Source organism: Pseudomonas sp. 13B_3.2_Bac1 (genome assembly GCF_025466205.1).
Classification (GTDB): domain Bacteria; phylum Pseudomonadota; class Gammaproteobacteria; order Pseudomonadales; family Pseudomonadaceae; genus Aquipseudomonas; species Aquipseudomonas fluorescens_H.
Genome location: NZ_JANLOG010000158.1, coordinates 22,484 through 43,616, shown reverse-complemented (window position 1 = coordinate 43,616; position 21,133 = coordinate 22,484). Strand labels below are relative to the sequence as shown.

The following is a 21,133-nucleotide window of genomic DNA, read 5'->3' as shown; positions in this document are numbered from 1 at the left end:
ACCTTGCAGCCTGATGTCTCAGGGATCTGCAAGGTATGCGCGTTATCGTCGGCTTGTCGGCCATGCTGGCTGTGTTGTTGCTCTGCGCCTGTGAACGACAGGATGCAGCGCCGCTCGATCAGCAGCTCTACGTCTGGCAGCGGCATTGGACGCCGGCTCATGAGCTTGCACTGAAAGACAGTCGCGGCGACTTTTCGACGCTGCGGGTGCTGGCGTTGCAGGCCTTTCCGAATGCCGGATGGAGCCGCGCGCGCATCGATCCGGCGTTGCTCAAACGGGATGCTCGGCCGTTGATTGCGGTGATCCGGCTTGACGGCCAGCTCAAGGCGCTCGACGAACAACAAGTCACGGCACAGATCCTTCAGGTGCTGGCGGACTGGCAAGGGCAGGGGCTGACCCTGAGCGGCATCGAGATCGATCACGACGCCGGGAATGCGCGTCTGCCGGCCTATACCGAATTCCTTCTCCATCTGCGCGGCGCATTGCCGGCCAGCCTGCCGCTGAGCATCACTGCGTTGCCGGCCTGGCTCGACAGTCCGCAACTGCCGGCGCTGCTGGCAACTGTCGACAGCAGTGTGCTGCAGGTGCATGCGGTCAGCGATCCGCGTCGCGGTCTGTTCGACCCCGAGCAGGCGCGGCGCTGGGCCGAGGCTTGGGGGCGGGTAACCGACAAACCGTTTTATCTGGCACTGCCGGCCTACGGTGTGGCGCTGTTGCCCGATGCTGACGGCGCCCCGGTGGTGGAAAGTGAAGTGCCACTTGAGCGCGGCGGACAACGGCGCGAATTGCTCGCCGATCCGCAGCAATTGAGCCGACTGGCCAAGGAGTTGCGGGAGGATCGCCCGGCGCATCTGGCCGGTCTGATCTGGTTTCGCCTGCCGCTGGTCAACGATCGTCGCGCCTGGAGCCTGAGCACGCTGCGTGCCGTCGCCCGTGGCGAAGCATTGAGCAGTCAACTGAGCCTGACGCTCAGCGAGAGTAATGGCCTCTATGACATCGCCCTCAACAACCGCGGTAACCTCGACAACGCCTGGCCCGCACGCATCACCGTGAAGGCGCGCGATTGCGAAGGCGCCGACGCGCTCGCCGGTTATGCGTTGCAACAAGGCCCGGATCTGCTTACCTTCACCCGCCAGCGCGACGGTCGTCTGCCGGCGGGCGGGCAACGCGCCATTGGTTGGGCGCGCTGTGCATTTATTGATCAAGGAGGTTCGCATGTTGACCCGTAACTGGCCCCGCCATCTGCTCTGTCTGAGCCTCAGCCTGCCGCTGGGTTCGGCGCTGGCCTGCGGCCCGGACTTCCCGATGCGCCTGCTCGACAATCGCGGGCAGACCCTGGCCGAGCTGCCGGAGGGCAACTTCAACTTTGAGCTCAGCCGCCTGGGCAAAGCCATTCCCGGGCTGAAGAACGTCACCGCGGCGACCTACAACCCCAACGATTTTTACGCTGAACCGACCGAGCCTGCGAATCAGCGTGACAAGGCCGAGCAGGCCGGTCTCACAGCCGAACAGCAAGCGCTGGTCAAACAGCTGCGCAGCCTGACCGACGCGCATCAGGTCGATGTGCAGGGCGCCAGCCTGCCGGCGGAGATTCGCCTGTACCTGGCCGGTGCCGTGGCGTTTGGCGCGGGCGACTATCAACTGGCGGCCGAGTATTTCCGCCAGTTGCTGGCGTTGCCGGCCGAGCAACGGCCGTTGCGCAGCACTTGGGCGGCATACTCTCTGGGCCGTGCGTGGGTGGCCAGAAGTACCGAGGCCAACAACGCCATCGATGCACTGGAACAGGCACGAGATGCCTTCCGCCAGGCTCGTCAGTTGAGCATCGACGGTTTCAGTGACCCGTTAGAACTGGGCGTCGCCAGCCTCGGCGAAGAGGCGCGGGTACTGCGCACTTCGGGCGATTGGGCCGGCGCCATCGAATTGTACGAAGCGCAGAACCTGCACGGTTCGGCGGTGGGCAATACCTCGCTCAAGCTGCTGATGAATGATCTGGCGCAGTTGCCCGAGGAGCAACTGGCGAAGTTGCTCGAACACCCTTCGGTGCAACAACTGGTCACCGCCTCGTTGATCAGTCGTCAGGGCTGGTCATTCGGCGATGAGCCGCCAAACCAGAAGAAACTGGTCAAGCTCCTGCAGAACAGCACCCGCGGCAGCTTCGACAACGCCGACCGGCTGGCGGCGGTCAATTATCAACAGGGCGATTACACCAACGCCAAGGCCTTTCTCGAACACGCCGGTGACGGCGGCCTTGCGTGGTGGTTGCGGGCCAAACTGGCGGTGCGTGACGGCGATAAAAATGCCGCGGCTGCCGCCTATTCCAAAGCCGCGCAGGCCTTTCCGCAGACCGAGGACTGGGGCTATCGGCGCACGCAGGACTGGGACTTTGAAACCGTTCAGCCCAAATGCCGGGTCGAAGGCGAGAGCGCGATCCTGGCGCTGCAACGCGGTGAATACCTGCAAGCCTTTGTTCAGTTGTACCGCAGCAACAACATCTATTGGTTCGACGCCGCGACAGTGGCCGAGCGGGTGCTGACGGTCGATGAACTGAAACGCTACGTCGATGACAACGTGCCGGCGCCACCGCCGCTGACCCAGCAGGAGCGCGACAACTATGTGCAGTTGCCGGTTGCCGCCAGCCTGCGCAATCTGCTGGGCCGACGTCTGTTGCGTGAGGGGCGGTATGAAGAAGCGGTCGGTTACTTCGACAATCCCGACCTGCAAAACAAAGCGAAACTCTACGGCCAGCAGCGTCTAAAAGCCGACAGCGCCTGGTGGCCGACCAAACGCGCCAGTGCGTTGTACAACGCTGCGTGGACGGCTCGCGAGTGGGGTATGGATATTCTCGGTTACGAGATGGCACCGGATTACGCCACGTTCGGCGGCAACTACAGCCTGGAAAACGCCGCGCTGAACGTCGGGCCGCTGGTGGCTGAAGACGAAGTCAAACGTCAGCAAGCCAGCGAAGCCAAGCCGGACGAGCGTTATCACTACCGCTTCGTTGCCACCGCGCTGGCCAGTCGTGCCGCCGACAACCTGCCGCACACCAGTCAGGCGTTTGCTGCCGTGTTGTGCAACGCCGCCGGTTGGAACAGCAGCTTGCAGGAACAGAGCGATCTCTATGAACGCTATGTGAAGGAAGGCGCGTACGTGCCGTGGGCGGTGGATTTCGGCCATCAGTGCCCGTACCCGGACTTTGAAAACGCCGACAAGCGCTACGTCACCCAAGTCACCGATGCCGCGCGTTCGGCACTGCGCCCTTACAAATGGCCGGTGCAGATCGGTGGGGCGGTGCTGGTGGTCGGCGTTGCGTTGTTCCTGATCACTCGTCGGCAACGCCGGGCGGCGCGCAAAGACTAGGCCTGTTGCACGAACGTCAGGCGCAGGGCGAAGCCGATCAACAGGCTGCCGAACAGCCACTGTTGAAAGCGTTGGGCCGAGGGACTGCGTTGCAGCCAGCGGCCCAATGCGGCGCCGATCAGCGCGTAGGTCGAGTCAAACAGCAGACCGGCAGCCACCAGCAGCATGCCGAGGATGGCGAACTGCGTCAGCACCGGGGCACCGTCGGCGACGATAAATTGCGGAAGCAGCACCGAGCAGAACAGCAGCGCCTTGGGGTTGAGCAGATTGGTCAGCAAGCCACGGCGGATCGCTTCACGCCATTGTCCGTGGATGTCGGTCACACCGGCGGCATTCAGGTTCGGCAGCAAGGTGCTGCGCAGGCATTGAATGCCGATCCACAGCAGATAGGCCGCCCCGGCCAGACGCACCACGTCGAACGTCCACGGCGCGGCTTTGAACAGCGCCGCCAGTCCCAACGCCGCCAATGCGACATGACATCCCCGAGCAATCGCCAGGCCCACCGCGGTGGCCAGCGCGGCGCCGCGGCCCTGCCGGGCGCCGGTTTGCAAGAGCAAGATCATGTCCGGCCCAGGCAACAGATACACCACCGCCAGCGCCAGAAAAAACATCCACATACCCGCCATGCTGCCGCCCTTTCGTTGTCGATTCGGTCGGCTCAGTCTATGGCCGAAGGGTGGGGCAGGTGCTTGCGTAGTCGGCTTCAAAATGGGTCAGTATTGGCATAACCTGCTTTCTTTTTTCGATCTGACCATCAGGATCTGCCAAACATGAAACTCGACGCCTTCGACCGCAAGATTCTCGCCGCGCTGCAACGGGACGGACGCCTGAGCAACGTCGAGCTGGCGGACGAGATCGGCCTGTCGGCGTCACCGTGCCTGCGCCGGGTGCGGATGCTGGAGGAGGCCGGGGTGATTCGCGGCTATCAGGCCAACCTTGATCGCGATGAAGTGGGACTGGGGCTGACGGTATTTGTCGGGGTCAAGGTCGAGCGCCACAACGATGAACAGGCCGAAGCCTTTTATGCGGCGGTGACGGCGTTGCCGGAGGTGATTTCGGCGTTTCTGGTGTCGGGGGAGTCGGATTTTCTGTTGCAGGTGGTGGTGCCGGACTTGCGCGCGTATGACCGGTTTCTCAGCGGCTGCCTGCTGAAGCTGCCGGGGGTGAGTGACATTCGCAGCAACTTTGCGATTCACACGGTGAAAACCCCGGGGGCGTTGCCGTTGGGGCATCTTCCGGATTGAAACCGTGTGGCCTTCATCGCGAGCAGGCTCACTCCTACAATTGATCGCGCTCCTCAGTAGGAGTGAGCCTGCTCGCGAAAGGGGTCGTCCGGTCACCCAAACTTTTGCTGACTACATCTGTGTCGCCATTCCTTCGACGTTCATCGCCGCCTGACGCAGCGCCTCGGAGCGGGTCGGGTGCGGATGGCAGGTCAGCGCGATGTCTTCGGCCGAGGCACTGAATTCCATGGCCACGCAGTACTCACCGATCATTTCGCTGACGCTCGGGCCGACCAGGTGCACGCCGAGGATTTCGTCCGTGCGTTCGTCGGCAAGGACCTTGGCGAAGCCTTCGGTCTCGTGGTTGATCTTCGCCCGGCTGTTGGCGGTGAACGGGAACTTGCCGACTTTGTAGGCGCGTCCTTCGGCCTTGAGCTGTTCTTCGGTCTTGCCGACGCTGGCCAGCTCCGGGCGGGTGTAGATGACGTTGGGAATCAGGTCGTAGTTGACCTCGCCGGCCTTGCCAACGATTTGTTCCACGCAGGCCATCGCTTCGTCTTCGGCCTTGTGCGCGAGCATCGGGCCGGATGTCACGTCGCCGATCACCCACACGCCGGAGGCTTCGGTGCGGTGCTGGCGGTTGGCGAGCATGCCGCGCTTGTCGGTGCTCAGGCCGACGTTCTCCAGGCCCAGACCCTTGGTGTACGGGCGTCGGCCGATGGCGACCAGCACGTAGTCGGCTTCCAGTAACTCGGCGCTGCCACCCGCTGCAGGTTCGACGCTGAGCTGTACGCCGCTGGCCGAAGTCGTGGCGCTGGTGACCTTCGAACTCAACTTGAAGCTGATGCCTTGCTTGCTCAGCGAGCGCTGCAGGGTTTTGCCGGCCTCGCCATCGACGCCGGGGCAGATGCGGTCGAGGTATTCGACCACGGTCACCTGCGCACCGAGACGGCGCCAGACCGAGCCCAGCTCCAGGCCGATCACCCCGGCGCCAATCACCACCAGATGCTTGGGTACTTCGCTCAGCGACAGCGCGCCAGTGGAGTCGAGGATGCGCTGATTGTCGATCTCGACGCCGGGCAGGGGCGTGGGTTCGGAGCCGGTGGCGATGATGATGTCCTTGGCGCTCAGCTCGGTTTTGTTGCCTTGATCGTCGCTCACCGTGACTTTGCCCGGGCCATCGATGTGGCCCCAGCCCTTGATCCAGTCGACCTTGTTTTTGCGAAACAGAAACTCGATGCCTTTGGTCAGGCCGCTCACGCTCTCGTCTTTCTGTTTCATCATTTGCGCGAGGTTGAGCGTGGGTTTGACCTCGATCCCAAGGTTGGCGAATTCGGTACCCATGGCCGCGTCGTACAGTTCCGAAGCATGCAGCAAGGCCTTGGATGGCATGCAACCGACGTTCAGGCAAGTGCCGCCGAGGGTGGCGCGGCCTTCCACGCAAGCAGCCTTCAGGCCCAACTGGCCGGCGCGGATCGCCGCGTTATAACCACCGGGGCCGCCGCCCAGAATCACCACGTCATAGTTGCTCATGCTGTTACTCCAGGTTGGGAATGCGGATCGCTAAAAGTAGTGGTCGAATAAAATTACGTACGTAATATGTGCATTTCCGGACATTTCGGTCAAGGCTTCAGGCAAGCGACAGGTTGGACATCTTTAGATAAGTGCATTTGTGTACGAATATTTCACGCTTTTCGTTATATCGTAACGAATGGGCGAATGAACCAATGGCTTTGGGGTGATATGCAAGTCGATCTGGATGTCGATGGCACGCAAGTGACCGGGTTGCCGCGCTTTCAACAAGCGGCCACGCAGGGGCGGCGATTGCGTCGTCTGGCCATCGGTCTCGGCGCGTTGGCCGGGGCAGGGTGGGTGCTGGCGCTGTTTGTCGAGCTGTTTGCCGCGCAATCGATATGGCCGGCGTTGCTGATGAATCTGGGCGCGGCGTTGCTGGTGCTGGTCGCTGGCCTGCAGTCGGCGTGGTGGGTGACGCAATGGCGTGCGCGGGTCATGCACCCGGTGGCGCAGGAACCGCTGAACGAGGTCGAGCAAACGGCCCCTGATGGCTGGTACGAACGGCTGCTGGAGCGTTTGGGTCAGCGCGGCCTGCACCTGCTCGGTCAGATCGGCGCGGCCGCGTTGTGGCTGGGTGGCTGGTCAGTGCTGATAGTGCTCAGCATCGAACAGGTGTGGAATCTCGCGTTGCCGGCCGCGACCGTCGGTTTGTCGGCCACGGTGGGCGCAGCGCTGATGTTGCTGTTGGGTTTCGGCTTGCTGGTGCTGGAGCGGCAACTGGCTCAGGAAAACCCGGCGCAATGGCCGGAAGCCGGAAACCTCGCACAATTGGCGCGGGTGGCGATCATCAGTCTGGTGCTGGGCGCATTGTGTCTGCTGTTCGCCAGCGAGGCTTCGGTGTGGCCCGTGCGCCTTGCGGTATTGATTGGAATCTTGCCGGGACTGGTCGCGATCGAGTTGCTATTGCGCGCGGTCCTGTCGGTGTTCAGTCCCCGTCGCGAGCAGCTCGAACCGACCCTGCTGGCACGCAGTTTTGTCGCTGACATGCTGCGCTGGCCGCCGCAGCCACTGCTGGCCTTGCAGCACGAATTGCACAATCGTTTCGGCATCGATCTGCGTCAGATCTGGGCGTTCAGCTACATGCGCCGCGCCTTTCTGCCGGTGCTGGCGCTGGTCGCCGCCGTCGGCTGGATGCTGACCGGGATCCACGAAATCCCGCTGCAAGGGCGCGGTATCTACGAGCGTTTCGGCAAACCGGTGCAGGTGTTCGGCCCCGGATTGCACGCTGGGTTGCCGTGGCCGCTGGGCCGTGTATTGAGCGTCGAGAACGGCGTGGTGCATGAGTTGGCAACCAGCGTCGGTGATGCGCCTGCGCCGACCCAGGCCGAGCCAGCCGAAGCCCCGGCGCCGATGACCGCCAACCGCTTGTGGGATGCCAGCCACGTCAACGACAAATCCCAGGTGATCGCCAGCAGCCGTGGCGATCAGCAGAGCTTTCAGATCGTCAACATGGACGTGCGCTTCGTCTATCGCATCGGCCTGCGGGATCAGGATGCCTTGGCGGCTACCTACAACAGTGCCGATGTACCGACGCTGATCCGCAGCACCGCGAGCCGGATTCTGGTTCATGATTTCGCCTCGCGCACCCTCGACGGTTTGCTCGGTGCCGACCGGGTAGGGCTGGGCGAGGAAATCGGCCGCGCGGTGCAAAATGATCTGCAGCAACTCAACAGCGGCGTGGAAATTCTCGCCACGGTGGTGGAAGCGATTCACCCGCCAGCCGGTGCTGCCAACGCTTACCACAGCGTGCAAGCGGCGCAGATCGGCGCCCAGGCGTTGATCTCCCGTGAGCGCGGTGCGGCGGCCGAAGCCAGTAATCAGGCGCAATTGCAGGCCAGTCTCGCCCGCGATCAGGCCAGTGCCAGCGCCCGTGAAATCAACGCCACAGCGCAGGCGGCGGAACTGAAGTTCAGCGCTGAACAGAAAGCCTACGCCAGCGCCGGCCAGGCATTCGTGCTGGAACAATATCTGAGTCAGCTCAGCCTCGGCCTGAGCAAGGCCAAACTGCTGGTACTCGACCACCGTTTAGGCGGCAGCAGCAATGCGCCGACCATCGACCTGCGTACGTTCACGCTGCCGGCTGATCCGACGCCCGCGCGCACCCCCGCTCAACCAGGAGTTGCCCCTTGAGCCAGTCGCACACTCACGATTCCCATGACCACAGCGGCCACGATCACGGTCATGCCGGGCACCATCATCATGGGCATCATCACCATCACCACGGTGCGCCGGAAGAGGCGGGGCCGTTCCCGTGGCGGCGGATGGGCTGGGCGCTGTTGCTGGTGGCGTTTGCCATCGCTGCGGCAAGCCTGGTGCAGGTGCGCTCGGGCGAGGCGACCGTTATCACCCGTTTCGGCAATCCGTCGCGAGTGTTGCTTGATCCCGGTTTGAGCTGGCGTTGGCCGGCACCGTTCGAGGCGGCGATCCCGGTGGACCTGCGCCTGCGTACCACTTCCAGCGGCTTGCAGGATGTCGGCACCCGCGATGGTTTGCGCATCATCGTTCAGGCTTACGTGGCGTGGCAGGTGCAGGGCGACCCGGACAATGTGCAGCGTTTCATGCGCGCGGTGCAGAACCAGCCGGACGAAGCGGCACGGCAGATTCGCACCTTTGTCGGTTCGGCGCTGGAGACCACCGCCAGCAGTTTCGACCTAGCGGATCTGGTGAACACCGATGCCAGCAAAGTGCGTATTGCCGATTTCGAAGCGCAACTGCGTCAGCAAATCGACCAACAGTTGCTCGCGACTTACGGTGTGCGCGTGGTGCAGGTGGGCATCGAACGCCTGACCTTGCCTTCGGTGACCCTCACGGCCACGGTTGATCGGATGCGCGCCGAGCGTGAAACAATTGCCACTGAGCGCACCGCCATCGGCAAGCGTGAAGCCGCGCAGATTCGTTCTGCTGCCGAGCGCGATGCGCGAATTGTGCAGGCCGATGCCACGGTGAAAGCGGCAGAAATCGAAGCGCAGTCGCGAGTCGAAGCCGCGCAGATCTATGGACGCGCCTACGCTGGCTCGCCGCAGCTGTACAACCTGCTGCGCTCGCTCGATACCTTGGGCACCATCGTGACGCCGGATACCAAGCTGATCCTGCGCACCGACGCTGCGCCGTTCCGGGTATTGGTGGACGGCCCACCGAATGTCGAAAATAAATCCGGATCGCAGCCATGAGTGATGAAGTTCCACGTGGAACACATTCGCTGAGCAGTCCGTGGATTCAGGCCGGACGCCTGGCGTTTTTCGCCTTGTACGCAGTGACCGTACTGGCCGCGTTGGCTTGGGCGTTTTCCAATGTGCGGCAGATTGATCCGCAGAATCGCGCGGTGGTTCTGCACTTTGGCGCACTGCAGCGCATCCAGAATGCCGGCCTGTTGTTGGCCTGGCCGCAGCCGTTCGAGCAAGTGGTTTTGCTGCCAGCGGCGGATCGGGTGATTGAGCGCCGAGTGGAGAATCTGCTGCGCAGCAGCGAGGCGATCAAGGCTGATCGTGTTGCGACTTTCGCCACACCCTTGAGTGATGCGCTGGCTGGCTCCGGCTATTTGCTGACCGGCGACGCCGGCGTGGTGCAACTGGATGTGCGGGTGTTTTACAAAGTCACCGATCCCTATGACTTCGTATTGCAGGGCTACCATGTGCTGCCGGCACTGGATCGGCTGGTCACGCGCAGCGCTGTGTCCCTGACCGCCGCACGGGATCTGGATACGATTCTGGTCGCTCGACCGGAGTTGATCGGTGCCGACAATCAGGCCGCTGAGCGCCGCGAACGCTTGCGCGGTGATCTGGTGCAAGGCATCAACAAGCGTCTGGCTGAATTGAAGGCGAGCGGGCAGGGCATCGGCATCGAAGTGGCGCGGGTTGATGTTCAATCGAGTCTGCCCGACCCGGCCGTCAGCGCGTTCAATGCCGTTTTGACCGCCAGCCAACAAGCCGACAAAGCCGTCGCCAATGCACGCACCGAGGCGGAAAAGCTCACCCAGACCGCCAACGAGCAAGCTGACCGCACCCTGCAAGTGGCCCATGCGCAGGCCGGTGAGCGGCTGGCTAAGGCGTCGGCCGACACCGCCACGGTACTGAGCCTGGCCAAGGCGCAGCAGCAGGGCACCGACCCGCAGATGCTGCTGCGGCTGTACCGCGAACGTATGCCGAAGATTCTCGGGCAGGCCGGTTCCGTGACCACGGTCGATCCGAAAGACGATTCCCGCCTGATCATTCAGGGAGCCAGTAAATGACCGCGACCACAGCCGCACCGAGCTTGTTGTCCTCGGCCGAACAGCGCCGCGCTGCACGGCAATTGACCCTGGCGATGCTCGCCCTTGGCTTGCTCGGCCTCGGTCTGATCTGGCGTTGGCTGGTGCCGGAGCAAACCGGTGTCAGTCAGTTGCTGCTGGGTTTCGCCTCCTTATTAGTGGCGGTGCCGGTGATGCGCTCGGCGTGGTACAGCCTGCGTTATCCAAGCCTGCACGGCATCACCGATCAACTGATTGCCCTGGCGATGCTCGGTGCGTGGGCGACCGGCGATCTGCTGACGGCGGCGTTGCTGCCAATCATCATGATCTTCGGCCATGTGCTGGAAGAGCGCAGCGTGATCGGCTCGCAGGAAGCGATTCATGCTCTCGGCCAATTGACCCGCAGCCACGCGCGCAAGATTCAGGCGGACGGCTCGATCATCGAAGTCGATAACGGCACGCTCAAACCCGGCGATACGGTCGAGGTGCGTGCAGGAGATCGGGTGCCGGCGGATGGCCGGGTGCTGTTCGGTCAGGCCAGCCTTGACACGGCGTCGATCACCGGCGAATCGGTCCCGGTAGAAACGGCGGTGGGTATGACGGTGTTTGGCGGGGCGATCAACCTCGACGGCTTGCTGCGCATTGAGGTGACCCGTACCGGCGATCAATCGACGCTGGGCAAAGTCATCGCGCTGATGCAGAACGCCGAACGCTCGAAGCCACCGATCACCCGCCTGCTTGAACGTTATGCCGGCAGCTACATGGTGCTGGTGTTGCTGTTGGCGGCGGTGACCTGGTTTGTCACTAATGACGCGCAAGCGATGCTCGCGGTGCTGGTGGCGGCCTGTCCCTGTGCCTTGGTGCTGTCGGCACCGGCCACGGCGATTGCCGGAGTGGCGGTGGCGGCGCGCCACGGCATTCTGATCCGCAGTTCGGCGTTTCTCGAAGAACTGGCGGACCTCACCTCGTTGGTGGTCGACAAGACCGGCACCCTGACTTATGGCACCTTGCGTCTGCAATCGATCAACAGCCCGCGTCTGCAACAGTCCGCGGTCATGGCGTTGGCGGCCAGTCTTGGCGCGGCCAGCAGTCATCCGGTCAGCCGGGCACTGGCGGGGCTGGTCAGTCAGGAGCAGAGCCTGCCGCTGACGGACATTCACGAGCGTCAGGGCCTCGGGGTCGTGGCCATGACCGCGCAAGGCGAGGCGGCGCTGGGGCGTCCCGAACTGTTCGCGCAACTGGGCATCGTCACGACGACCGTTCCCGAGCACGATGGGCCGATCGCCGGGTTGGCGCTGAATGGCGAGTTTGTTGCCTGGTTGTTGTTGGCCGATAGCGTCAAACCGGAAGCCCGCTTTGCCCTCAATGAATTGCGCGAACTGGGGCTGGGTCGCCAACTGCTGCTGACCGGCGATCGCCAGAGTGTCGCCCAGACACTGGCCCGCGAAGTGGGCCTGCAAGAGGTGGAAGCCCAAGCGCTGCCCGAGGACAAACTCAACCGCGTGCTCAAGGAAATCGACAACGGTTTCCGGCCGATGGTGGTGGGTGATGGCATCAATGATTCGCTGGCGCTCAAGGCCGGCGTGGTCGGCGTGGCGATGGGCGCCGGCGGTGCCGACATCGCGCTGGCCTCGGCAGATATCGTATTGATCGGCAGTGACCTGCGCCGCCTCGGCACTTGTGTACGGCTCAGTCGCCAGTGCCGGCGGACCTTGCAGGTCAATGTGATCATCGGTCTGGGCTGGACCCTGGCGATCGTGGTGTTTGCGGCATTCGGTTGGCTCGGCGCGGCGGGGGCAATGATTGCCGCGCTATTGCACAACCTCAGTACGCTGCTGGTGTTGGGCAATGCCGGGCGTTTGCTGCGGTTTCAGGAGCCATTGCTCAAACTCAAGGATGATCACTGAAGCGAGTTTCATCGAACTGTGCGCCGAATAGACAGTCATCTATGGAAGAGGGCGCACACTTCTTTGCCGTTATCTGGGCTGAAACAGTGAGTGCATGACGGCATGTTGGAGCGTCTGGAACGATAGTGTCGGCTAATTAAATCGATAGCCTGCTATTTTTCAAGGATGGTCTACCCTCAGATCTGACGTCTGAAACAAGGGGGATTTTCCATGCTCGCGCAACTTCCACCAGCCTTACAGAATCTGCAGCTTCCGCTTCGCCTGCGGCTCTGGGACGGCCATGAGTTCAATCTGGGTCCGGCGCCCAGCGTTACCATCGTGGTCAAGGACCCGCAGATGGTCAGCCAGCTCTCGCATCCAAGTCTCGACGCGCTGGGGGCGGCGTTTGTCGAAGGCAAGCTTGAGCTGGAAGGCTCGATCAGCGAGGTCATCCGGGTCTGCGACGAATTGAGCAGCGCCTTGCTCAATGAGGACGACGATGCACAGCCTGTGCGTTCGGTGCACGACAAGGAAACCGACGCCAAGGCCATTTCCTATCACTACGACCTGTCCAACGCGTTCTACCAGTTGTGGCTGGACAGCGACATGGCGTATTCCTGCGCGTATTTCGAAACCGGCAGTGAAACCCTCGAACAGGCACAACAAGCCAAGTTCCGGCATCTGTGTCGCAAGCTGCGTTTGCAGCCGGGCGATTACCTGCTGGACGTGGGTTGTGGCTGGGGCGGTCTGGCCCGTTACGCGGCGCGTGAATTCGGCGCCAAGGTGTTCGGCATCACCCTGAGCAAGGAACAGCTGGAACTGGCCCGCGAGCGCGTCGAGGCCGAGGGCCTGGAAGACCAGGTTGAACTGCAATTGCTCGACTATCGCGATCTGCCGCAGGACGGGCGTTTCGACAAGGTGGTCAGCGTCGGCATGTTCGAACACGTCGGCCACGCCAACCTCGCTGAGTACTGCAAGGTCCTGTTCGGCGCGGTGAAGGAGGGCGGTCTGGTGATGAACCACGGCATCACCGCCAAACACACCGACGGCCGTCCGGTAGGCCGCGGCGCCGGCGACTTCATCGAGAAATACGTGTTCCCCAACGGCGAGCTGCCGCACCTGGCGATGATCTCGGCCGAGATCAGTGAAGCCGGGCTGGAGATCGTCGACGTCGAAAGCCTGCGTTTGCACTACGCGCGCACACTCGACCATTGGAGCGAGCGCCTGGAGGACAACCTCGAAGCCGCCGGGAAACTGGTGCCGGATCAGGCGCTGCGTATCTGGCGGCTGTATCTGGCCGGATGTGCCTACGCGTTCGCGCGTGGCTGGATCAATCTGCACCAGATTCTCGCGGTGAAGGCGCATCCGGATGGCAGCCATGAACTGCCCTGGACTCGCGACGACATCTACCACCCTTGATGCCTGAACCATGCCCTCTCGCTCGGAGAGGGTGATGGGGCTTGCTAGAGAATCGGTGAAATGAGCCGGGCGATCCGCATGCCGAGCTGTTGCAGGCGGTGGACTTCCCGGCTCTCTTCTTTGGCGACTTCGTAAGCCTGCTCGAAGTCATCGTTGAGCATCTGCTCTACGCGGGCAGCGAACTCGCAGTCGACGGTCAGCAGCATCACTTCGAAATTCAGCCGAAATGAGCGGTTGTCCAGATTGGCGCTGCCGATGGCGCTGATCTCGCTGTCGATCAACACCACTTTCTGATGCAGGAACCCCGGCTCGTAGCGGAACACCCGCACGCCGGCGCGCACCGCTTCGAACGCATAGAGGCTGGAAGCGGCGTAGACGATGCGGTGATCGGGGCGCGATGGCAGCAGCAGGCGTACATCGACGCCGCGCAGCACCGCCAGGCGCAACGCGGCGAAGACGGCCTCATCGGGAATGAAGTAAGGACTGGTGATCCACACCCGCTCGGTCGCGGCATGGATTGCTTCGACGAAGAATAGCGAACAGGTTTCGTAGGCATCGGCCGGGCCGCTTGCCAGCAACTGGCAGAGCACGCCGTCCTCCGGGTATACGTCCGGCAGGATCAGCGGCGGCAACGTGCGCGCGGCCCAGAACCAATCCTCGGCAAACGACTCCTGCATGCAGGCCACCACCGGCCCACGCACTTGCACGTGGGTGTCGCGCCATGGCGCCAGTGGCGGCTTCTCGCCCATGTATTCATCGCCGACGTTATGCCCGCCGACAAAGCCGAGTACGCCATCGACCACGACGATTTTGCGGTGGTTACGGAAATTTACCTGGAAGCGATTGAGCCAGCCGCTGCGCGTGGCGAAGGCTTTGACCTCGATACCGCCATCGCGCAGCGCCTGCACATAACTGTGGGGCAGGGCGTGGCTGCCGATCCGGTCGTAGAGCAGATGAATCGCCACGCCCTCAGCCGCTTTCTTCAGCAACAGATCGCGCAGGCGCTGCCCGAGGCGGTCGTCATGGATGATGAAAAACTGGATCAGCACGGCTTCGCGCGCTTGATCGATTGCCTGGAAAATCGCCTCGAAGGTGGCGTGTCCATTCACCAGCAGCTGCACTTCGTTGTTTGCCAGGCACGGCATGCGCCCCAGCTTGGGCATGGCACGTAGGGAGGCATAGGCTTTCGACGCGCGGGCGGTGAGCGCTTCTTCCACCCACGGGCGCCAGTTCAGCTCGGATATCGCCTGGCGCATCTGTTCGTTGGCCTGACGGCGCGCCTTGATGTAACCGTCGAAAGTGCTGCGGCCGAACACCAGGTAGGGGATGAGGGTCAGATAAGGAATGAAAATAAGCGACAATGCCCAGGCGATCGAGCCTTGGGCGGTGCGCACCGTCAGCACCGCGTGGATCGCGGCGATCAAGCCGAGGCTATGTATAAGAGCGATCAGATAACCGAAAATGTGCGGTCCAAAATAATCCATGGGGCAACCTTGCTCCTGAAGATTCAATGCGTAACAGACCATGTTCCGAGGCGATTGTCGCTATTTAATTGGCGCATGAACCGAAGCAATCGGCCGGCGTCTAACGGCCACTACTGATCAGGAGTTTTTCGATGAACGTTCGTCTGCTGGGTTTGGCACTGGGCCTGGGTTTGGCAATGCCAGTGATTGCGCAGGCACAAATGCTGCAGCCGGGGCTATGGGAAATGACCTCGAGCAACGTCAAGGTCGATGACCAGCCAATGGATGTGCAGTCGATCCTCGGTCAGTTGCAAGGCCAGATGACGCCGCAACAGCGCGCGGCGCTGGAAAAGAACGGAATCAACATCGGTGGCAAGGGCATCCGCGCCTGCCTGACACCGCAGCAAGTGGCGACCAACGATATTCCGCTGGCCGATCCGCAGTCGGGTTGCAAACAGCAGATCACCGAGCGCACCGGTAATCAGTGGAAATTCCGCTTCAGTTGCCCGAAAGCGCAAGGCACCGGTGTCGCGACGTTTGTCAGTGATCGTGAGTTCACCACCGTGGCCAACGGCACGTTCAACGCCATCGGGATCAACCAGAAGGGCAGCTTGGAAACCCGCGCGGTGTGGTTGGGTCAGGATTGCGGCACGGTGAAGCCAAGAGCTTAAAAGCTTCGCGAGCAGGCTCGCTCCCACAAAGCCAGTGCGATTCCTTGTGGGAGCGAGCCTGCTCGCGAAGACGTCCTGTCAGACACCTGATCATTCAGCGCATAAACCGCAGCGGCAGGCCCTGACATCCTTCGTTAATACGCTGCTCGCGCCAGGCAATCTGCCCCGACACCAACGTCGTATTCACCCGATAGCGGAAAGTCTTGTCAGCAAACGGCGTCCACCCGCACTGCGACAGGATCGGTTGCCGCGACACCTCCAGAGCCGCTGGCTCAACCAGCACCAGATCCGCCCAATACCCCTCCCGCAAATAACCTCGATCCGGAATCGCAAACAGATCCGCCACCCGATGGCTGGTCTTCGCCACCAGCGTGGTGATCGGCAGCACGCCATCGGCCACCAGTTCCAATAGCGCCGGCAAAGCGTGTTGCACCAGCGGCAAACCGGACGGCGCTTCGGCATATGGGCGCTGTTTTTCCGCCCAGGTATGTGGCGCGTGATCGCTGCCGATCACGTCCAGTCGATTGCTCAGTAGCGCCGCGCGCAAGGCATCGCGGTCGGCTCGGGTCTTGATCGCCGGGTTGCATTTGATCAGGTTGCCGACGGCTGGATAGTCGCTTTCATCGAACAGCAGGTGATGCAGGCAGACTTCAGCAGTGATGTGTTTTTGCGCGAGTGGTTTGTCTTCGAACAACGCCAGCTCGCGGGCGGTGGTCAGGTGTAAAACGTGCAGGCGGGTGCCGTGACGTCTGGCCAGTTCCACCGCCAGTGAAGAAGAGCGGTAGCAAGCCTCGGCATCGCGAATCAAGGCATGGATATTGGCCGGCAGGTGCTCACCCAGGCGCGCACGCAGTCGCACTGCGTTGGCCTCGATGCTCGGCGTGTGTTCACAGTGGGCCAGCAGAATCGTCGGCACTTCGGCGAACAGGCGCTCGAGAATCTTGGGATCATCCACCAGCAGATTGCCGGTGGAGGCGCCCATGAACACTTTGACCCCGGCCACTTCGCAGGGGTTGAGCGCGGCGACGGTGTCGAGGTTGTCCTGGCTCACGCCGAAGTGAAAGCCGTAGTTGGCCACAGAGTTGATCGCCGCCCGACGCTTTTTATCCGCCAGTGCTTCGAGGGTGAGGGTGGCCGGTTGGGTGTTGGGCATGTCCATGAAACTGGTGATGCCGCCCGCCACCGCCGCTCGAGACTCGGTGTGAATGCAGCCCTTGTCCGGCGCCCCCGGTTCGCGAAAATGCACTTGGTCATCGATCATCCCCGGCAACAGCCATTGGCCGTTGGCGTCGATTTCCACCCGCGCAGTTTCACCGTCGATGCTGCGCGCAATCTTGACGATGCGGCCATGGCTGACCAACAGATCGCCGTCGAACTCGCGTCCTTCGTTGACCAGTCTGGCGTTGCGAATCAGCACGCTGCTCATGGTTCAGAACTCGTTCTGCAAGGCTTTGTAACCGCGCACCAGATCGACGTTGGTGCGCGCCACGTCTTCGGAAAACTCCGAGGCGCTGACACTCACCGGCGGGAACTGCGAGAGGTCGGTGTTGGGGCCGATGCGGGTGGTGGAGGGCACGTAGAACGCGTCCGGCAAATCGCGGCCATCGACCACCGAGTTGTGCCGCACCACGCAGCCATCACCGACCACGCAATTGAACAACACACTGTTGAAGCCGATGAACACGCGGTCGCCAACCACGCACGGACCGTGCACGATCGAGCGGTGAGCGATCGAGCTGAACTCACCGATGGTCACTGCCGCGCCGGATTTGGAGTGGATCACCACGCCGTCCTGAATATTCGAATTGGCACCGATGGTGATCGGCTCCATCGCTCCCGAAGCATCGACTTCGTCGGCGCGGATCACCGCGTAGGGGCCGACGAAAACGTTCTCGCCGATGATTACCTTGCCGCAGATGATCGCGGTTTTGTCGACGTAGGCTGACTCGGCAATTTGCGGCAGATCGCCTGAAGGATTCTTGCGGATCATGGCTGGCTCAGTGCGTCGTAAAGGGTGTTGAGGTTGTATTCGAACAGCCCGGTAAAGGTGCTGGCCGGGCCGCTGGCGGCGAGGGCATCGGAGTACAACGTACCGCCGATATGCGCGCCGCTCTCATCAGCGATCTGCTTGAGCAGGCGCGCGTCCTTGATGTTTTCCATGAACACCGCTTTGACCCTGGCCTGACGGATCTGGGTAATCAACGCGGCGACTTCGGCGGCCGATGGCTCGCGTTCGGTGGACAGACCTTGCGGCGCCATGAAGTCGATGCCGTAGGCCTGACCGAGATAACCGAAGGCATCGTGGCTGGTGACGATCTTGCGATTGCCCGGCGGCAGTGAACCGAGCTTGACCTTGGCTTCGGCGAGCAGGGCGTAGATCTGTTTCAGATAGGCCTGGCTGTTGCGCTGGTATTCGGCTTGGTTCGCCGGATCGGCGGCGATCAGCGCCTTGGTGATGTTGGCGATGTACAACTCGGTGTTCGCCAGATTGTGCCAGGCGTGCGGGTCGGGAACGCTCTCGCCGTCTTCATCCAGCGAGCGTGGAATCACGCCATGACTGGCACTGATGACAGGGGCTTTGGTCTCGGTGCTGGTGACCAGGCGATCGAGCCATGGTTCGAAACCGAGGCCGTTCTTGATGATCAGCCTGGCCTTGAGCAGCGCTTTGGCGTCATCGGGCGTCGGTTCATACGTGTGGGCATCGGCGTCCGGGCCGACCATGTTGGTGATCTGAATATGCTCGCCCCCCACCTGATGAACCATGTCGGCGAGGATGCTGAAGCTGGTGACCACCGGCAATTTTTCCGCCGCCGACAACGACATCGACAGCATCAGGCTGAACAACACGAGTAGAGCACGCATCGGGAAACACCTCATTGGGATGTGAGCAAAGGCGGGCGGCGCAGCAAACCGTGCACCGGTCCGAACACCACGGACAGCAGATAACCGATGCCGGCGACCAGCACGATCGCCGGACCGCTCGGCAGCGAGTAGTAGAACGAGATCAACAATCCGCACCCCACCGAGAGGCAGCCAATGAGCGCCGAGATGGCAATCAGGCTCGGCAGGCGCCGACTCCAGAATCGTGAAGCGGCGGCGGGCAGCATCATCAGACCCACCACCATCAAGGCGCCGATGGCCTGGAAACCGATCACCAGATTGAGCACCACCAAGGTCAGGAACACGCCGTGGGCGAGTGGACCGAGACGGCTGACGGTTTGCAGGAATAGCGGATCGAGGGTGTCCAGCAGCAGCGGTTTGTAGATCAGAGTCATGGCGATCAGGCTCAGCCCCGACACCCACAACATGCCGTTGAGGGTCGGACCGTCGACGGCGAGTGCCGAGCCGAACAGCAAGTGCAACAGGTCGAGACGCTTGCCGGCGATGCCTAGAATCAACACGCCGCTGGCGAGCGAGATCGGATAGATCGCGGCGAGGCTGGCGTCTTCGCGCAGACCGGTGCGACGGGTGATCCAGGCGGCGAGACCGGCCATGCCCAGGCCGGCGCCGAGGCCGCCGAGTGTCAGTGCCGGCAGACTCAGACCGGCGAACCAGAAGCCCAGCGCCGCACCGGGGAGGATGCCGTGGGCGACGGCGTCACCGATCAGGCTCATGCGCCGCAGGATCAGAAACACGCCAAGCGGAGCCGTGCTGCAGGCCAGTACCACACCGCCGAGCAGTGCGCGGCGCATGAACACGAACTCGTTGAACGGTTGCCAGAGGTGGCTGACGGTGAGCATCAGGCCACCTGCGTGTTGGGTGTTTGCTGGATCAGTTCGGCACTGGTGCCGAACACGCACTGACGATTTTTGATCAGCAATGTCTGCGGGATGTGTTGGCGCACCGCGGCGAGGTCGTGGCAGACCACCAGCAGTGTTCGCCCTTCGGCATGCCAGGCGTGGAGGTGTTGCCAGAGTAACTGCTGGCCCAGCTCATCGAGGGCAGCGTGGGGTTCGTCGAGGAGTAGTAACGGGGCGTCCGTCAGACTCAAACGGGCGAGCAGGGCGCGTTGCAATTCACCGCCGGAAAGGGCCATCAGCGGACGTTTTTCCAATCCGCTCAAGTGCCAGTTTTCCAGTGCACTGGCGAGTCGTTGCGCGCGCAGTTGCGTCGACAATCGGCGGCCCCAGAAACCCGCGGCCACCAGTTCTTCGAGGCTGATGGGGAACTGTCGGTCGAGGTGTTGCTGTTGCGGCAGGAACGCCAAGCCGCCCTGACGTGGAACACCCAGTGCGACTTTTCCCGATAAAGGCTTCTGCAATCCGGCGATGACTTTCAGCAGGCTGCTTTTACCGCAGCCGTTGGCGCCGATGATGGCGCTGAGGCTGCCGTGTTGCAGCGAGAGCGTCAGTGGCGAAGTCAGTGGTTGGCCGGGTGCGCCCCAAGTCAGGGTCTGGCAACGGATCATGCGAGTTCTCGGTGCCAGTGGCTTTCCGCGACAGCGTCGTGGGCGTGCAGGCTTTCGGCGTGGATTACCCGCAGGTGGAAACCACTGACGCCGGGGGAGCGGCGCAGGGCCAGATTGAGTCGTCGCGCGGCGTCTTCGCAGAACATCAGGTTTTGCCCATTGGCCAGAGCGAAGGCTTGTTCGTCGGCGCGTTTCACGGCGGTTTGTACGGCGGTGCCGAGTGCCGCTTCGGCATCATTGATGATGACGCTCAGAGGTAGCTCGTCGATGAACTCGTCGAGATGCATATGCAGTTGCGCGGTGCTGCGTTGGCTGTGCGGGGTGGCGACAATGCCTTGGCTTGATCCAAGCCAAGCCAACACTTCGGCATGTTGCAGTGGCTTGTTGGCGAAATCATTGATGAATTGCTGCTGAATCAACTGCCGCGCCAACGCTGCTGAGCAGGGGCAAGTTGAGGAGTAAGGCACTTCGATTTTCAGTTCCACGTGGAACACTTTGCTTTTCAGGCTGGCACAAATGCTCACTGGATAGCTCTTCCAGCCGGCCAGAGGGCTGACTAACGCAGGCCTTTTCAGCAGTACTCCGCAATGGATGTTCAGGTAGGCGCTGTTGGATAAACCTTCGTGGCTGATCAGAAAATCCTCGAGTACCTCGCGCAATAAGACGGGAGAGAGGTTGTGCCGTTCAAGCGCCGCCAGCGCCAGATACAGCCGCGACATGTGAATACCGCGCGACTCGCCATCATCGAGACTGACGCCTGCATCTGCTTTTGCGCTCAGACGTTGGCCTTCCAATAGAACAGGCAGAGCGATACCGCACATGCCCACCCAATCAAGCGGTAACGCCTGGCGAGCGACTTGAGTCGCTATATCCGGAAGTGTCAGCGAATTCATGTTCGGAACCATC

Annotated in this window: 18 protein-coding genes; 9 read left to right on the top strand and 9 right to left on the bottom strand. The window is 62.2% G+C overall.

Annotated elements, in window-relative coordinates:
• The first annotated feature begins 35 nt into the window (after window positions 1–35).
• Together NTD85_RS27565 and NTD85_RS27560 are read left to right on the top strand one after the other, a co-directional pair.
• Entirely contained in the window at window positions 36–1,229 is a 1,194-nt protein-coding gene (locus tag NTD85_RS27565) for a DUF3142 domain-containing protein (protein WP_262143751.1), read from the top strand.
• Window positions 1,216–3,357 carry a hypothetical protein gene (locus NTD85_RS27560; RefSeq protein WP_262143750.1) on the top strand — a complete coding sequence of 714 codons (2,142 nt, stop codon included), beginning with the start codon at window positions 1,216–1,218 and terminating at the stop codon, window positions 3,355–3,357. Before NTD85_RS27565 ends, NTD85_RS27560 begins: the two co-directional genes overlap by 14 nt.
• Here NTD85_RS27560 and NTD85_RS27555 read toward each other — a convergent pair.
• On the bottom strand, window positions 3,354–3,983 hold the full coding sequence (locus NTD85_RS27555) for a LysE family translocator (RefSeq protein WP_262143748.1): 630 nt from the start codon (window positions 3,981–3,983) through the stop codon (window positions 3,354–3,356). The genes NTD85_RS27560 and NTD85_RS27555 overlap by 4 nt on opposite strands.
• Before the next feature lie 144 nt (window positions 3,984–4,127).
• Between NTD85_RS27555 and NTD85_RS27550 the strand changes: the two genes are divergently transcribed.
• Window positions 4,128–4,601 (top strand): Lrp/AsnC family transcriptional regulator, encoded by a 474-nt coding sequence (locus NTD85_RS27550; RefSeq protein ID WP_103522514.1) that lies wholly within the window; start codon window positions 4,128–4,130, stop codon window positions 4,599–4,601.
• 111 nt (window positions 4,602–4,712) lie between these two features.
• Here NTD85_RS27550 and lpdA read toward each other — a convergent pair whose 3' ends face one another.
• Window positions 4,713–6,113: a dihydrolipoyl dehydrogenase gene (gene lpdA, locus NTD85_RS27545; protein ID WP_003229736.1), complete on the bottom strand. Its 1,401-nt coding sequence runs from the start codon at window positions 6,111–6,113 to the stop codon at window positions 4,713–4,715.
• Between the two features lie 210 nt (window positions 6,114–6,323).
• Here lpdA and hflK (NTD85_RS27540) point away from each other — a divergent pair, with 210 nt between their 5' ends.
• The 5 genes from hflK (NTD85_RS27540) to cfaB all read left to right on the top strand — a co-directional run bounded on the left by hflK (NTD85_RS27540) (window position 6,324) and on the right by cfaB (window position 13,685).
• Window positions 6,324–8,285 carry a protease modulator HflK gene (gene hflK / locus NTD85_RS27540; RefSeq protein WP_262143757.1) on the top strand — a complete coding sequence of 654 codons (1,962 nt, stop codon included), beginning with the start codon at window positions 6,324–6,326 and terminating at the stop codon, window positions 8,283–8,285.
• Window positions 8,282–9,325: a protease modulator HflC gene (gene hflC / locus NTD85_RS27535; protein ID WP_262143746.1), complete on the top strand. Its 1,044-nt coding sequence runs from the start codon at window positions 8,282–8,284 to the stop codon at window positions 9,323–9,325. Before hflK (NTD85_RS27540) ends, hflC begins: the two co-directional genes overlap by 4 nt.
• Complete coding sequence (gene hflK / locus NTD85_RS27530) at window positions 9,322–10,383, top strand: protease modulator HflK (RefSeq protein WP_262143745.1); 1,062 nt, start codon at window positions 9,322–9,324, stop codon at window positions 10,381–10,383. Before hflC ends, hflK (NTD85_RS27530) begins: the two co-directional genes overlap by 4 nt.
• Window positions 10,380–12,287, top strand: a complete 1,908-nt coding sequence (locus NTD85_RS27525) for a heavy metal translocating P-type ATPase (RefSeq protein ID WP_103484021.1) — start codon at window positions 10,380–10,382, stop codon at window positions 12,285–12,287. Before hflK (NTD85_RS27530) ends, NTD85_RS27525 begins: the two co-directional genes overlap by 4 nt.
• Window positions 12,288–12,497: 210 nt before the next feature.
• A complete protein-coding gene (gene cfaB / locus NTD85_RS27520) occupies window positions 12,498–13,685 on the top strand; it encodes a C17 cyclopropane fatty acid synthase CfaB (protein ID WP_262143744.1) in 1,188 nt (395 codons plus the stop codon).
• Window positions 13,686–13,729: 44 nt separating this feature from the next.
• Here cfaB and cls read toward each other — a convergent pair whose 3' ends face one another.
• Entirely contained in the window at window positions 13,730–15,169 is a 1,440-nt protein-coding gene (cls, locus tag NTD85_RS27515) for a cardiolipin synthase (protein ID WP_262143743.1), read from the bottom strand.
• A 131-nt stretch (window positions 15,170–15,300) separates the two neighbouring features.
• On the opposite strand from cls, the gene NTD85_RS27510 reads away from it, so the two are divergent.
• Window positions 15,301–15,819 carry a DUF3617 domain-containing protein gene (locus tag NTD85_RS27510; protein WP_003229722.1) on the top strand — a complete coding sequence of 173 codons (519 nt, stop codon included), beginning with the start codon at window positions 15,301–15,303 and terminating at the stop codon, window positions 15,817–15,819.
• A gap of 94 nt (window positions 15,820–15,913) precedes the next feature.
• Here the strand turns inward: NTD85_RS27510 and NTD85_RS27505 are convergent, their stop codons facing one another.
• Genes NTD85_RS27505 through folE2 form a run of 6 tightly spaced genes read right to left on the bottom strand, consistent with a single transcriptional unit; the run spans window position 15,914 to window position 21,120 of the window.
• Entirely contained in the window at window positions 15,914–17,245 is a 1,332-nt protein-coding gene (locus tag NTD85_RS27505) for a dihydroorotase (RefSeq protein ID WP_262143742.1), read from the bottom strand.
• Window positions 17,246–17,248: 3 nt separating this feature from the next.
• Window positions 17,249–17,809, bottom strand: a complete 561-nt coding sequence (locus tag NTD85_RS27500; protein ID WP_262143741.1) for a DapH/DapD/GlmU-related protein — start codon at window positions 17,807–17,809, stop codon at window positions 17,249–17,251.
• Complete coding sequence (locus tag NTD85_RS27495; protein WP_262143740.1) at window positions 17,806–18,681, bottom strand: metal ABC transporter substrate-binding protein; 876 nt, start codon at window positions 18,679–18,681, stop codon at window positions 17,806–17,808. Before NTD85_RS27495 ends, NTD85_RS27500 begins: the two co-directional genes overlap by 4 nt.
• 11 nt (window positions 18,682–18,692) lie before the next feature.
• Window positions 18,693–19,559, bottom strand: a complete 867-nt coding sequence (locus NTD85_RS27490) for a metal ABC transporter permease (protein ID WP_262143739.1) — start codon at window positions 19,557–19,559, stop codon at window positions 18,693–18,695.
• The gene (locus tag NTD85_RS27485; protein ID WP_262143738.1) at window positions 19,559–20,227 is read right to left on the bottom strand and encodes a metal ABC transporter ATP-binding protein; all 669 of its coding nucleotides are present in this window, start codon (window positions 20,225–20,227) and stop codon (window positions 19,559–19,561) included. Before NTD85_RS27485 ends, NTD85_RS27490 begins: the two co-directional genes overlap by 1 nt.
• The gene (gene folE2 / locus NTD85_RS27480; protein WP_262143737.1) at window positions 20,224–21,120 is read right to left on the bottom strand and encodes a GTP cyclohydrolase FolE2; all 897 of its coding nucleotides are present in this window, start codon (window positions 21,118–21,120) and stop codon (window positions 20,224–20,226) included. The genes NTD85_RS27485 and folE2 overlap by 4 nt, the downstream gene beginning before the upstream one ends.
• Window positions 21,121–21,133 lie beyond the last annotated feature (13 nt).

Bases quoted from the DNA above. Each gene is read 5' to 3' on its own strand.
- NTD85_RS27500 (WP_262143741.1), bottom strand. From the start codon at position 17,809: ATGATCCGCAAGAATCCTTCAGGCGATCTGCCGCAAATTGCCGAGTCA.
- folE2 (WP_262143737.1), bottom strand. From the start codon at position 21,120: ATGAATTCGCTGACACTTCCGGATATAGCGACTCAAGTCGCTCGCCAG.
- NTD85_RS27495 (WP_262143740.1), bottom strand. From the start codon at position 18,681: ATGCGTGCTCTACTCGTGTTGTTCAGCCTGATGCTGTCGATGTCGTTG.
- NTD85_RS27505 (WP_262143742.1), bottom strand. From the start codon at position 17,245: ATGAGCAGCGTGCTGATTCGCAACGCCAGACTGGTCAACGAAGGACGC.
- NTD85_RS27490 (WP_262143739.1), bottom strand. From the start codon at position 19,559: ATGCTCACCGTCAGCCACCTCTGGCAACCGTTCAACGAGTTCGTGTTC.
- NTD85_RS27485 (WP_262143738.1), bottom strand. From the start codon at position 20,227: ATGATCCGTTGCCAGACCCTGACTTGGGGCGCACCCGGCCAACCACTG.
- NTD85_RS27560 (WP_262143750.1), top strand. From the start codon at position 1,216: ATGTTGACCCGTAACTGGCCCCGCCATCTGCTCTGTCTGAGCCTCAGC.
- lpdA (WP_003229736.1), bottom strand. From the start codon at position 6,113: ATGAGCAACTATGACGTGGTGATTCTGGGCGGCGGCCCCGGTGGTTAT.
- cls (WP_262143743.1), bottom strand. From the start codon at position 15,169: ATGGATTATTTTGGACCGCACATTTTCGGTTATCTGATCGCTCTTATA.
- NTD85_RS27555 (WP_262143748.1), bottom strand. From the start codon at position 3,983: ATGGCGGGTATGTGGATGTTTTTTCTGGCGCTGGCGGTGGTGTATCTG.
- NTD85_RS27565 (WP_262143751.1), top strand. From the start codon at position 36: ATGCGCGTTATCGTCGGCTTGTCGGCCATGCTGGCTGTGTTGTTGCTC.
- hflK (WP_262143745.1), top strand. From the start codon at position 9,322: ATGAGTGATGAAGTTCCACGTGGAACACATTCGCTGAGCAGTCCGTGG.
- hflK (WP_262143757.1), top strand. From the start codon at position 6,324: ATGCAAGTCGATCTGGATGTCGATGGCACGCAAGTGACCGGGTTGCCG.
- NTD85_RS27550 (WP_103522514.1), top strand. From the start codon at position 4,128: ATGAAACTCGACGCCTTCGACCGCAAGATTCTCGCCGCGCTGCAACGG.
- NTD85_RS27525 (WP_103484021.1), top strand. From the start codon at position 10,380: ATGACCGCGACCACAGCCGCACCGAGCTTGTTGTCCTCGGCCGAACAG.
- NTD85_RS27510 (WP_003229722.1), top strand. From the start codon at position 15,301: ATGAACGTTCGTCTGCTGGGTTTGGCACTGGGCCTGGGTTTGGCAATG.
- cfaB (WP_262143744.1), top strand. From the start codon at position 12,498: ATGCTCGCGCAACTTCCACCAGCCTTACAGAATCTGCAGCTTCCGCTT.